Annotated in this window: 10 protein-coding genes; 1 reads left to right on the top strand and 9 read right to left on the bottom strand. The window is 60.2% G+C overall.

From position 1 onward, the window contains the following. Positions 1-517: 517 nt before the first annotated feature. A complete protein-coding gene (locus P3T25_RS47525; protein ID WP_429364608.1) occupies positions 518-1,240 on the top strand; it encodes a helix-turn-helix domain-containing protein in 723 nt (240 codons plus the stop codon). A gap of 23 nt (positions 1,241-1,263) precedes the next feature. Here P3T25_RS47525 and P3T25_RS47520 read toward each other — a convergent pair whose 3' ends face one another. The 9 genes from P3T25_RS47520 to P3T25_RS47480 form a co-directional block, all read right to left on the bottom strand. Then, complete coding sequence (locus tag P3T25_RS47520) at positions 1,264-2,517, bottom strand: DUF3734 domain-containing protein (protein WP_429364606.1); 1,254 nt, start codon at positions 2,515-2,517, stop codon at positions 1,264-1,266. Between the two features lie 10 nt (positions 2,518-2,527). Continuing rightward, entirely contained in the window at positions 2,528-3,310 is a 783-nt protein-coding gene (locus P3T25_RS47515; protein ID WP_154567444.1) for a 3-hydroxybutyrate dehydrogenase, read from the bottom strand. 32 nt (positions 3,311-3,342) lie between these two features. After that, positions 3,343-4,122: an acetoacetate decarboxylase gene (locus P3T25_RS47510; protein WP_429364603.1), complete on the bottom strand. Its 780-nt coding sequence runs from the start codon at positions 4,120-4,122 to the stop codon at positions 3,343-3,345. 250 nt (positions 4,123-4,372) lie between these two features. Then, positions 4,373-7,129, bottom strand: coding sequence for a UPF0182 family protein (locus P3T25_RS47505; protein WP_429364601.1), 2,757 nt, complete (start codon positions 7,127-7,129; stop codon positions 4,373-4,375). A gap of 227 nt (positions 7,130-7,356) precedes the next feature. Then, positions 7,357-8,391 (bottom strand): porin, encoded by a 1,035-nt coding sequence (locus P3T25_RS47500; RefSeq protein ID WP_154567447.1) that lies wholly within the window; start codon positions 8,389-8,391, stop codon positions 7,357-7,359. A gap of 75 nt (positions 8,392-8,466) precedes the next feature. Then, positions 8,467-10,971, bottom strand: a complete 2,505-nt coding sequence (locus P3T25_RS47495; RefSeq protein WP_429364599.1) for a glucose/quinate/shikimate family membrane-bound PQQ-dependent dehydrogenase — start codon at positions 10,969-10,971, stop codon at positions 8,467-8,469. 150 nt (positions 10,972-11,121) lie between these two features. After that, a complete protein-coding gene (locus tag P3T25_RS47490) occupies positions 11,122-11,511 on the bottom strand; it encodes a potassium channel family protein (RefSeq protein WP_154567449.1) in 390 nt (129 codons plus the stop codon). A gap of 84 nt (positions 11,512-11,595) precedes the next feature. Next, a complete protein-coding gene (locus tag P3T25_RS47485; protein WP_171929344.1) occupies positions 11,596-12,021 on the bottom strand; it encodes an organic hydroperoxide resistance protein in 426 nt (141 codons plus the stop codon). A 365-nt stretch (positions 12,022-12,386) separates the two neighbouring features. After that, a complete protein-coding gene (locus P3T25_RS47480; RefSeq protein WP_429364596.1) occupies positions 12,387-12,854 on the bottom strand; it encodes a hypothetical protein in 468 nt (155 codons plus the stop codon). Positions 12,855-13,176 lie beyond the last annotated feature (322 nt).

The raw sequence follows: 13,176 nt of genomic DNA, 5'->3' as shown, positions 1-13,176 counted from the left end.
TATGAGGTTCAGCCTTGAAGCGAGAGTCTCACGTCCCGATCGTGGTGAGGCGGTATTTTCCACGAGCGTCCAGCGATTGAACGTCACACATAGTCCTCGTTTTCCTGATCAATGCGCGGCGAACCAAACGTATTGGCGTGAGAATAAAACGGAAAGCGACTCGCCCCCATACGAAGAATAGAACCGTCGCCATAAAGCTTGCTTTAAGGTCTGCTTTCCAAGGCAGCGATGGTTGAAAGCACCTATTCGAATTGCATCGAAGCGGACATTTTCGAGTGGTCGCAACTGGAAAGGCATAAGCGGCCGCTTCGACCGAACGTTGCCACGCTAATCTCTGCGAATGTCTCCTTTATGAAGGATTCTGGACAATCTGAGGTGTGCATTCCGTGATCAACCACCGGCGGTTCTTGGCCGAACCCGGTCCGACGCGGCCCTAGTCCGATCGCCGATCGCTGCAGGTATGCGAAGACGTACACCAACCCACACGGAACACTCGACAGCTCAGTTCGGACACCGAATGGCGGCCATCAAGCGAGAACTCAAGGCCCAAGGGTTGACATACCGGGACGTAGCGCGTGCGCTGGCACTTTCAGAACCAAGCGTGAAACGCCTGTTTTCGAGCGAAAGATTCACCGTGGAGCGACTGGTACAGATCAGCCAGTTCTTCGGATTCACGCTGACCGAACTCTTACAGGAAGCGTCGTCTTCGGTTCCTCAGCTATCCACGCTGACGGAGCATCAGGAGACACAACTCGTATCGAACAGCAAGTTATTGCTTGTGGCTGTCTGTGCGTTTAACCATTGGTCAGTCACGGACATCGTGGCGGCCTACCAGATGAGCAAGGCGGAATGCTTAAAGCGACTGTTGGTACTCGATCGTATGGGCGTAATCGCGCTGCTCCCAGGGGACCGGATTCGACTCCGCATCGCGCGAGATTTTGACTGGTTGCCAAACGGGCCGATTCGCCAATTCTTCCGACGGGAAGGTCTAAGCGATTTTTTGGCCGGGCGCTTCGACCAACCGAATGAAACGCTGGAGTTCACTCACGGCATGCTGACAGAAGCTGCGTTCTCGCAGCTCCAGCTTGAGCTAAGGCGGCAGCGTAGCAGGTTCGCCGCCTTGCATAAGGAATCTGCGGCCGCTCCTTTGAACCAGCGACGCGGGACCGGCTTGTTATTGGCGAGTCAGGAATGGGAGCCGACGGTGTTTCAACAATTCCGGCGACCGCCTACGGCCTAGGATCAATGGGGCCCAGCGCCGGTTCATGCAGCGACTTTTCGTTCCGCTCCCAGGGGCAGTTCGGGCATGTCACGATCGGACTGCGGCACGGAGCCGGGCCGGCGATGCACGTCATGCGTCACGAAGCCCTGTTCGCGGCTCGGCACATCGAACCACTCCCGATGGGCAAACGAATCGCGAATGTCGTCGAGACCGCTTTCCCAATGCTCGTGCATCGTGTCGACGCTGAACTCGTAGTCCTTGTAATGCCCCTCATATGGCTTGTTCTTATAGATAAGATGCACCACATTGATTGCGCTGCCGTCGGCCGCTTCTTCAGCGAGACGGAATAGTGGATCGGCCCTGCGCAGATCGGATGGAACATGCGCGAGCAGTTCCTTGATGAAACGGGCATGCTTCTGACGATCCGCCAGCATGCTGGTAATCGCCCGCGTACGGCTGGAGTACTGAATGTCTTTGGCGCGCTCGGACACGTCGAGAAAATCTCCGGGCGCATTGCCTCTCGCGCTCCACAGATCGACCTGAAAAACCAGCGTATCTTTGTGGTCCGAATCGCGAAGCACCTCGGTCAGCGGTGTGTTGGAAACCAGGCCGCCGTCCCAGTAGTACTCGCCGTCGATCTCCACCGCCGGAAAACCTGGCGGCAACGCCCCTGACGCCATGAAATGCTCCGGCTCCAGACGCATTTTCGTGTTGTCGAAGTACACCAGGTTGCCGGTCTGCACGTTCACCGCGCCCACTGAAACGCGGATGTCACCATCGTTGATGCGGTCGAAATCGGCGAACTTCAACAGCGTTTCCCTCAGGGCGGCCGTGTCGTAGTAGCTGACCGCGTTGGGGCTTTGCTTGCCGAAACCTGCCATGGGCAACGGGCTGCGCGGCGAGAAAAAACCCGGCTGACCCTCTGTCAACGCGCGGCTGGCTGCCCACAAACTTGCCCACTTGCGCGACAGGTCGTGCGCGCCGAACCCAGGCAGCATCCATTCACCCAGACCACCGACCCAGTCGAGCGGATGGCAGATCGAACTCCAGAAACCTCGTAACGCTTCCACGCGGTTTTCCGGTGCATTGCCGGCAATGACGGCCGTGTTAAGCGCGCCGATCGAGACGCCGGCGATCCAGTTCGGTTGCACACCGGCCTCGGCCAGGCCTTCGTAGACGCCGGCCTGGTAAGACCCGAGCGCGCCGCCGCCCTGAAGCACCAGGGCGATCTCGTCGTAGCGCGGCAGCGCAAACACATCCGGCTGCCCGTTGATTTTTTTTGTGCTGCTGCGCATACGCGACCCCTTATTGCATTGACCAGCCGTGGCTAACGATCACCGACTGCCCGGTGAGCGCAGACGATTCGAAGCCTGCAAGGAACGCAACCGTATTGGCGACGTCCTCAACGGTGGTGAATTCACCGTCGACGGTTTCCTTGAGCATCACGTTCTTCACCACTTCGGCTTCGGAGATACCGAGCGCCTTGGCCTGCTCGGGAATCTGCTTGTCGACGAGCGGGGTGCGCACAAAGCCCGGACACACGACATTCGCCCGCACGCCGCGCGGCCCGCCTTCCTTCGCAACCACCCGGGCCAGTCCCAGCAAGCCATGCTTGGCTGTCACATAGGCGGACTTCAGCTTCGACGCCTCGTGCGAATGCACCGAACCCATGTAGACGATCGAGCCGCCCTTGCCGCCGGCGTACATGTGCTTGATGGCAGCCTTGGTGGTGAGGAAGGCGCCGTCCAGATGAATCGCCAGCATTTTCTTCCAGTCGGAAAACGCGTACTCCTCGATTGGAGCTACGATCTGGATGCCCGCGTTCGACACGAGCACATCGATACTGCCGAGCTCCTGCACCGCGCGTTCGATGCCGCTATTGACCGCTTCTTCATTCGTCACATCCATTGCAACCGCCAGCGCCTTGCCGCCCGCGGCGACGATGCTGCTGGCCACCTTCTGCGCGTTCTCGAGATTCAGGTCGGCAATCACCACTGCGGCACCGAGGCTAGCGAGTTTGCGTGCGCACTGCTCACCAATACCGCTTGCTGCGCCCGTCACGAGCGCGACTTTATTGTTCAACGACATGTTGCGTTCCTTCCTTATCGGTTCACGGACCGTTATTGATTCACTGCGAGTTTCATGCTCTCGGTTGTGGCGAGATAATCGAGCGCAACCTCGCCGATATCCAGTGTGAGATTGGCGATCACATGCCGCGCGCCGACCACCCGCTTCACCGGCAGATCGGCGACGGGCGCCAATGCGTGCGGATGCAGTTCAAGCGCGGCGGGACCCGACCACGCGCCCAGCACGCTCACGTCGCGCAGATAGAAACGCACGAGCTCGCACACGCGCGCCGAACCGTCAACGTGCGGGATCACTTTCAGCAGGTAATTCGGTGTGTCCGCAAGCTTCTTGCGTTCAGCCTCGATGTCGAGCGGCACATGCTTGAAGCCCATCGTGCCGGTTGCGATACGTTGTGTGCCGTAGTCGAGTGTGCCGAGCAACGTGTCGTTGCCGTCGACGCTCAAGGTCGGCCTGGCCAGCTTCTTCGGAAAGCCCCAGATCTCGCGGCCGCCGGCGATCGGACCTTCGTCATCGAGGTACATCGAATGCGTGTAGTTGCCGAGGCGCCCTTGCTGGTCTCGCACCGAGATGACCTGACCGCTTTCGGTGTAATCACCGAAGCCCGACGAATCCGGCATGCGAATGAATTCGTAATGCACGAGGTCGTTTTCCGGATGCAACGGCTCCGGCACGATGGCGCGCAACGCATCGAAATCGGTCTCATACGAGATGATGAAGTATTCCCGATTGATGAAGCGGTACGGCGGCCGGGGGTAGGCTGGATTGTGAACGGGCATCGCAAAGGCGTCTTTGCGGATCGAAGCGAGGTTCATGAGACTCCTTTATGACTGGCGCATGCAGCACCGGTGCAATGGTAGAGGCAAACCTCACGCGATAAGAGCCACCATTTGTCAATAGACCGTTAACCATACCGCAACATTGCCGCTGGAACTTTGGCCGCGTCATGCAACTCAGTGCATGTTCAAATACACCAGAAGGGAGCGAAATACACCGGCCCCAAAAAAAGATCGCGCGAGCGCGATCCATAGCACCAGGCGCCCACCTCATTCGATCACACACGAGTCACTTCTTCCCCTCCGACCGCCCTCCACCCAGCGCCTCAAGCAGCGGCCGCAGCGCATCCAGTTCCACACCAAACCCACTCCAATCCCCCGCCTTCAATCGCTCGATCGCACGGTCATAATGTGCAAGCGCTTCGCGAGCACGCGCATCCGCCGTGCCCTGAGGCTGCGCTCCAAGCGGACCACTTTCCTTGAAAAGCGCCGCCAACGCTTCGCCCAACGTTTCCCTCATCACCACCCGATCCCCATACGCAGCGATCACCCGCTTCAACTCAGGTAACTGCCCCGACTCTGCACGCAAGTAGAGCGGTGAGATGTAAAGGATCGAATTCTCAATCGGCACGACGAGAAGATGGCCGCGAATGACACGCGAGCCCATCTGGTTCCACAGCGAAATCTGTTGCGAAATCTCGGTGTTCTGCTGGATGCGCGCCTCGATCTGGAACGGCCCATAGACGAGCTTATCCTTCGGAAACGAGTAGACGACAAGCTTGCCGTAGTTAGGCGGATCGCAACGCGCGGCGAGCCACGCGATCATATTGTCGCGCTGGCTGGGCACCATCGGCAGCATCAGGACGAACTCCTCGCGCGGTTCCTCGGGCAGCCGCATGATCATGTAGTAAGGCGTCATCGGCGTGCCGGGACTATTCGCGCCATCAATGCCGATCAATTCCCGTGGGAACTGCCAGAGATCCTCGCGATTGTAGAAGACCTCTGGCGCATCCATGTGGTAGGCCCGATAAAGTTGCGACTGGATCAGGAACAGTTCTTCCGGGTAGCGGATATGTTTCTGTAGATCTTGCGGCATCGCCGCGAGAGACTTGAACAGACCCAGGAAAATGCGCTGATAAGTCCGTATGATCGGATCGTTAGGATCGCTGACATAGAAATCGACCGTACCGTTATATGCGTCGATCACCACCTTGACTGCGTTGCGGATGTAGTTGGCGCCATCGTCGAAGCCCGGCTGTGCGTAGGGAAACCAACTGCTCGTCGTGTACGCGTCCTGCATCCAGAAAAGACGCCCGTTACTTGTGACGAGGTAGGGATCATGATCGAGCCTGAGGAACGGGGCGATCGTGCGCACCCGATCCTGAATGTTACGGTGCAGCAGAATGCGGCTACCGTTCGTGATGTAGTCGGTTAGCAGGATGTTCGGATCGTTGAACTGCCAGGCGAACAGGCTGCGGCGCGTGGTGCTGCCGATGCCAATACCATCGCTCCCGCTGTAAGCGGTGTAGACGTTGTCCTTACCCTTGGGGTAGTCGAACTCGGGGACACTGCCTTTTACGATGACATAACCTTCACCCCCTTCACCGAAATACAGACGCGGCTCGCGAATGGCAGGCCCGCCGTGCGCGACAGGCGGAATATCCTGCAGATAGAAGGACGGCAAACCTTCCGTCGATTTTTCGGTGACGGGCGACATCACGACACCGTTGCCATGTGTGAACAGAAGGTGCAGGTTCACCCAGGTTTGAGCGTTCGCGGGGAGCATCGAAGACTCCAGCTCGCGGGCCGACAGCATCACCTGCCGATATCCGGCGTCGAGCCGGTAGCGATCGATGTCGACGGAGAAAAATTTGTAGTACGTCCTGATCTCCTGCAACTGCGCGTAGGTATCCATCAGCGGCTGCACATCCCATAGGCGGATGTTGTCGATGGTCGCGCGATTAGCCTCGAGCGAGGCGAGATTCAATTCCTGCTCGGCCGGAAACGGCTTTACCGCGATCTGGTTGAGGCCGTAGGCCATTCGCGATAGCGCGATATTGTGTTTGATATAGGGCATCTCCAGTTGCAGTTCGCTCGGCTTGACATAGAGGCGCTGGAACAGCGCCGGGTAGATCAAGGCGAACACGAACGAGGTGCCGAACACCAGCAACACCGAGGCGACAGGGACTCGATAGTCCTGCCGGCGCATATTGACCCACGACGCGACGGCTGCAACAGCAGCAAAGCCGACGAGCACCCACAAGACCGGAAGCTCGACGTGGATGTCGGTATAGCCGGCGCCGACCACGACGCCGTTATCGCCGTAGAGCAGCAAGAAGCGGTCGAGTGTGTAAGACCAGGCCTTCAGGAGAAAGAACGCACCGAGCAGCGCTGAACCATGAGCGGTGGCAGCGGCTGAGAGTACGCGCGGCGCCCGCTCGAACGTGACGTCGCCGCGAACCCCATAAACCGCGGCCGCAACGAGCGCACTGCAGAAGATCAACTGCAGCAGCCAGTTCTTGAACGCAAGATAGGTGGGCAGCGAGAACAGATAGAAGCTGATGTCCTGTCCAAAAACAGGATCGCGGTCGCCATAGGGCACCTGATGCAGGAAGCGCAGCACCAGATCCCAGTTGGAGATTTCGCCGCCAGCGATGATCAGCGCCAGGACAATAGCGCTGCCGGCAATGCTGGCGCGCCATGGAATGCGCGGTGCGAGCTGGTCGGCCAGTTCACTGATGAACTCCGGCGTACCTGACAGACGGGCCGTTTCTACTTGCCAGCTACCGGGACGCCGCGCGTAACGATGCGCAAGAAACCCCGATGCAGCTATTACGCTCGCCGACGCTACGAACGCGGCGGCAAAGAGGAGCGCCTTGGCGGAGACCGTCGTCCAGAAAACGTCGACGTAACCGACTGAAGCAAACCACAGCCAGTCGACCACGACGCCAGTGAGGCGCCCGGCGACGATCAGGACGCCCACGACAACCGCAACCATAATTGCGATGCGTCTGACGTTCACGCCGGAGCTCGGTTGCCAATGCATCGCCCCTCCTTTGCCGGGACGCCACGTGTGGCTGACTGCGATCAGGTCTGCTTAAACCGCTACTCTGCTGCGAACCTGGTTGACCGGTTTATCAATGCGCCCGTCGAAGCCGGCGCGCAGCCAATGAATGATTAGGGTCACGTAACTGATTGTAGTCCGGTGAGGCAGCGGGCGTATGCTCGCCCGGTCCGCGCAGGGATGAACGGACAAGCTCCTACAGCGCAACGTTAGAAACGCTCGATCATGCCGAACTGCACGCCTCGCACGGAGGCCCCTGGCCACGACGGCGTGAGGCCCGTCACATTAACCCCGCGCAACGTGAACTCACCCTGCCCGCGATTGCGCAACCAGCCGGCGCTCGCATAAAGCAGAGCGCGCTTAGAGAGGTCGTACTCGCATGCCGCGCTGAACTGATCGGCGTTGTTGTCGCCGCCGGAGCGGTCACGCAGATAGGTGTAGCCGAGTGAGGCACGAAATTGCGCATTCACGACATAGCGCGCGGAGACGGATACACCGTCGTTGTGATATCGCGGCGTACCGCCATCGCCGTTGAAGAACGATAGAAAACCCGTGACGGCGCCAAAAACGTACGAGACGCCGCCCAGGTTGGCGCGCAGCGCGCCGTTACCGTGCGTCTGTTGATGCGCGTACGAGATGCGGAACGGTCCCTCGCGCCATGCGAAGGTTTCGATGTGGCCGGCGAGTCCGTTGCCATCATTGCTGGCGTCGCCGTCGCGCAGCGCTGCCATGATGGTCGTGGAGAAACCGTGGAATTCCGGCGAGAGATAGGTGATCGCATTGCTCTCGTAGGGCGTGATCTTGGAGAGGTTGTCGAGACCGGAAGCGATCGTGCCTGCGTCGAAAGCATCGAGCCCGCCCTTGAACGGAATATAGATAGGCGAGTACTGACGGCCGACACGCACGGTGCCGTAAAGCGTATCCAATCCGATCCAGGCCTGGCGATTAAAGACCGTGTTCGCGACGGCAAAGGTGCCGTCGGCGGAACTGAAACCGTTCTCCAGAGTGAACAGGATCTTGACGCCATTGCCGATGTCCTCGGCGCCGCGCAGGCCGACGCGCGATCCCCGATAAGCGCCGGAATCCATACGAGCAACGTAGCCCGCGCCCGGATTGGTGACTTCAATGCTCGTATCGAGTGCGCCGTAGAGCGTGACGGCACTTTGCGCATGCGCAAGCGTGGCGTGCACCGCGATCGAGGCCAGCACGACGCAGGCTCGCGGCGCAAAGCGTGAATGGTTCATTCGACAATATAGAAAGCGGCGCATTCAATGCGCCGCGTTAGGGACAAGAAAAACCGCATGCGCGGCGCGTGCCGCTTACTGCGGCGGTAACGCGTAGGCAATCACATAGTCGCCGAGCTTTGTGCCGAACGAGCCATGCCCGCCCGCCGCGATCACGACATACTGACGGCCGTTGATCGAATAGCTCATCGGTGTGGCCTGACCGCCGGCGGGCAGGCGAGCCTCCCAGACCTGCTCGCCGTTGTTCACGTTGAACGCGCGGATGTAGTTGTCCGCCGTCGCGCCGATGAACGCGACACCGCCCGCAGTGACGCTCGGACCGCCCAGCATCGGCATGCCCATCTTGAACGGCAGAGGAATCGGCGAACTGTCGCGCACGGTGCCGATGCGCTTCTTCCACACAATCTCATTGGTCTTGAGATCGATCGCAGAGATGTAGCCCCATGCCGGTTGCTTGCACGGCAGACCCAGCGGCGAGAGGAACGGATTGATCGTCACGCCGTACGGTACGCCGTACTGCGGCTGGATGCCTGACTCCGTGCCGCTGCCCTTGGCACCCGGCTCCGGTTCCAGCGGGTTGCCCGGGCCACGCGGAATCAGGCGCGAGACGAACGGCAAGCCGATCGGGTTCGCGACGGCAATCTGGCGGTCGGTGTCGACGGCGAGACCACCCCACTCAAACACGCCCAGGTTGCCCGGGAACACGAGCGTGCCCTGTAGCGACGGCGGCGTGAACGTGCCCTCGTACCGCAGCTGGTGGAACATCACACGGCATATAAGCTGGTCGAACATCGTCGCGCCCCACATGTCGGCGTCGGTCAGGTTCTTCGACGGACGATACGTGAGCTGTGAGAACGGCTGTGTCGGCGCAACGTGGTCGCCGGGCGCCGCGCCCTGCGGCACGGGCGTTTCGGGCGCCGGCACGACTAGCGCACCGGTGCGGCGGTCGAGCACGAACAGGTTGCCGGTCTTGGCCGGCGCGTACACGACCGGCACGGTCTTACCATCCTTGCCGGTGATGTCGGCGATCGTGGGCTGCGACGGCTGGTCCATGTCCCACAGATCATGGTGCACGCTCTGGTAGAACCAGGCGAGCTTGCCGGTCGAGGCGTTGAGTGCGAGCAGCCCGGTAGCGTATTGCTCCAGCTCCGGCGTGCGGTCGCCACCCCAGATATCCGGCGTCTTCACGCCCATCGGCAGATAGACAATGTCGAGCTTCGCGTCGTAGGCGGCGGGTGCCCACGAGTTGGGCGAATTCCACGTGTAATTTTCGCCCGGGCCCGGAATGTGATTCGGGTCCTTCGCGCCCGGATCGAAGGCCCAGAGCAATTCGCCCGTGCGCACGTCAAAGCCGCGGATGACGCCCGACGGCTCGCGGTTCGAGAAGTTGTCCTCCACCGCGCCCGCCACGACGATCACCTTGCTGGTGATGATCGACGGCGACGTGGGTTCATACATGCCCGGCGTTGTGACAGGCTGGGCGTGTTGAAGGTCGAGGTCGCCGTCGTTGCCGAAGCCCGCGCAACGTTGGCCCGTCAGCGCGTCGAGGGCGTAGAGGTGGCCGTCGTTGACCGGCAGATAGATGCGGCGCGTACAGGCGGCCGTAGCGGGGCCTGAGGCGTCTGCGACTGCGACGCCCGAGGCAGCCGTGGCAGCAGCGCCCGAGGCGTCTGTAGCTGCGGCGGCATCGCTGGCCGACGCTGCAGCGGGTGCGGCTACATCGCTCGCCGGCGCCGCCGCGGGTGCGGCCGCCGTGGCACTGGCCGACAGATCGACATACGACACACCGCGGCAAGTCACGTGCTGGAACGACGGATCGTTCTTCAGTCGCGGATCGAACTTCCACTTGAGCGTGCCCGTCTTCGCGTCGAGCGCGAACAGGATCTGATGCGGCGAGCATAGGTAAAGCAGGTCGCCGATCTTGATCGGCGTGACTTCGTTGGTAATCTCAACAGGATCGTTGGGCCCCTTCACGTCACCCGTGCGGAAGGTCCAGGCCACCTGGAGATTCTTCGCATTGTCAGGCGTGATCTGCTGCAATGGCGAGTAGCGCGTGCCTTCCTGGGTGCGACCATAGGCGGGCCAGTCGGAGGCGTCGATCCCGGTGCTGGCGACGCTCGCGGGCGCGGAAGCGTTCAGTGTGCCGTTGACCTGTTGCGGATCGTTGAAGTTGGCGTACACGAGTATGCCCGCCCATGCCACGAGTGCGATGACGAGCGACGCGACACCCAGCTTGCGCTCGCCCTCCAGCCGCCAGCTCACAAGCAGCAGCAACCATACGCCGAAGATAACGAGTACACCGGAGCGCGGCGCGAGTGCCCAGAAGTCCGGACCCGACTCGTAGAGTGCCCAGATCGCCGTGCCGATCAGCACGAGTGCATAAAGCACGAGCGCGGCTGGACTGCGTCGCCAAAGCAGCCAGGCCACGCCCAACAGCACGATGCCTGTGATGACGTAGTACGCTGAGCCGCCGACCGCCAGCAGCCATACGCCACCGATCAACAGATAGAGCGCGGTCAGCACCGTAAAGAGCAAGGTGATGACGCCGATCACGCCCCGCGAATTCGATTGACTGGTCATGGATCTCTACCCTCTTGAGTGGATACCGCCTGCCAGTGGTACCGACATCGAATTCACATGTCGGCGCACGGAAAAAAGCATATCAGAACGCTAACTACACATATTAGGAGACGTAGCGACCATCTGGAATGACATATTCGTTGTTGCCGGCTACTGCGCTTCGCGTCGCCCGGTCAGATGCGCAGCCACCTGGATGGCATAAACAGCGGAAGCAGTTATCACACCCGTTATCAACACGCCGAGCAGTCCAAGCAAAACCGCGACGATCAGACCAGGTGTGGTGGTCGGCACCACGTCGCCGTAGCCGATAGTCAGCGCCGTGACCGCGCAGAAATAGAAAGTGTGGCCTAGCGATGCGTGCGTGCGTGTGGCTACATCGACGGCCCCCCCAACGAAATACATGGCGACCGACAAAATGAGGAAAAGTATCAGCAACATCGCCAGAATGGCGCGCAGATGCCAGAGAACCCTGGCAAACTCGGCAATTGCCCGTTGCGGCTGGATTCTGGTGCGAGCAGCGTCTTCGGCGGCATTGTCCATGTCATGAACCTCAGAGATACGCGCCGCTGTGCGCGACACGGCATCCGCTGCTTGCACTCGAAATAGCGCGTGACGACGCGCGGCTTAGACCAGCGTCAGCTTGACGTCGATGTTGTTGCGTGTGGCGTTCGAATAAGGACAGACAATGTGCGCCTTGGCGATCAGCGCTTCCGCCTCTGCGCGGTCCATGCCCGGCAGCGAGATTTTCAGTTCGACTTCAATACCGAAGCCATTGGGGATCTGTCCGATGCCGACATTGCCATCAATGGCGACGTCCTTTGGCAGCGCAATCTTGTCGCGCGCGCTAACGAACTTCATTGCCCCGATGAAGCATGCGCTATAGCCCGCCGCGAAGAGTTGCTCGGGGTTCGTTCCGTCGCCGCCTCCGCCGCCGAGCTCCTTCGGCGTGGTCAGCTTGAGATCGAGGTTGCTTTCGGGAATCGTCGCGCGTCCGTCGCGACCGCCGGTGACGTGCGCATGAGCACGATATAAGACTTTTTCAATCGACATTCAAGACTCCTTTGTGTGCCAGGATGATCGACGCCTTACGCCGCCCTTTCTGTTCACGTTCTGCGACATGAGGTCTCGAAACGTTGATGCCAAAGCTAACACGCATAGTAGTCGGGTCGACTCGGACCGGCAACCGGGACGGAGGTGCTTTCTCTTACTTTAAGCGCTCTATTGGCGGATTAATATGACATATTCTAGGTAGGTGCGGTGGTATGCGGGTGAGGTTGCGCCGTGTGTGGCATGGGTTGCCGATGGTCTGGGTTATGTGACAGCACTGAGACGGACGATGACCGTCTCAGTGCGGGCGGTTTCCGAACGCTTCTTCGGCTGTACCGCCCTGCCACCCGATGGCCCTTCTTGATTGCCTAGTGTTGCGCAATGACCGGTTGCTGCGCAGCGTCGGTTCTTAACGTTGCGGCAGTTTTCTCTGCCGGGCTTTGGCACTGAGGCACGTTTGTGGTGGCTATCGGTTCGCCTGCTCGCTGCGCCACCTCTTCTGCAAGCAGGTTCGCTGCGTGGCGTGCCGTGATGCGGCTTTGCGGAACGCCCTTCGCATCGAGCGCAATCATCTTGTACAACTCGCGGTCGCATTCGAGTTCCTGCTGATATTGCTCAGCCGTGTCCACCAGCAATTCAAGAAGCGTCTGACGACGCCGTCTTTCCTCAAGCGTGATGGAAGGATTCCTACATATCGAGGACGCAAGCGTGATCAAGGTATCCAGTTGAGCCAGGTGCCGGTCGCATAAATCGAAGGCGGACAGCGCAAGCTTTTCGTACTGGGTTGCCTCGACAGGCGGACGTGAAGCGGGTTGATTTTTGTTGGACTTGCTCATGGTGACGATCTCCCTGTTACTTCCTGGATCGCCCGACACTCGCTGGAAGGGGTGAGCGGGCACGTAGAAGGGTTGACAGACCGGTGTTACGTCAAGCCGGCGAGCCTTGCGGCTCCCCCACTACAGCCCGCCCATAGAATATAGACGTGCAGCAGCAGACGCACTCCCGCCTAAGCGGGGTGCGGACGTAACAATGTCGGGTAGCAGCGGCGCATTGCTGCGCCGCCGCCCCCTTCTATGAGCAGGAAGTTGTCAAGGCCGCTTACAAAGCGTCGATCAATTTCTTCCGCATCTCCTTGCTAGAGCGTATGGCGGGGTCAAG

It is taken from the genome of Paraburkholderia sp. GAS32, from assembly GCF_050434225.1.
Lineage (GTDB): Bacteria > Pseudomonadota > Gammaproteobacteria > Burkholderiales > Burkholderiaceae > Paraburkholderia > Paraburkholderia madseniana.
This window is presented reverse-complemented; position numbering and strand designations above follow the sequence as displayed.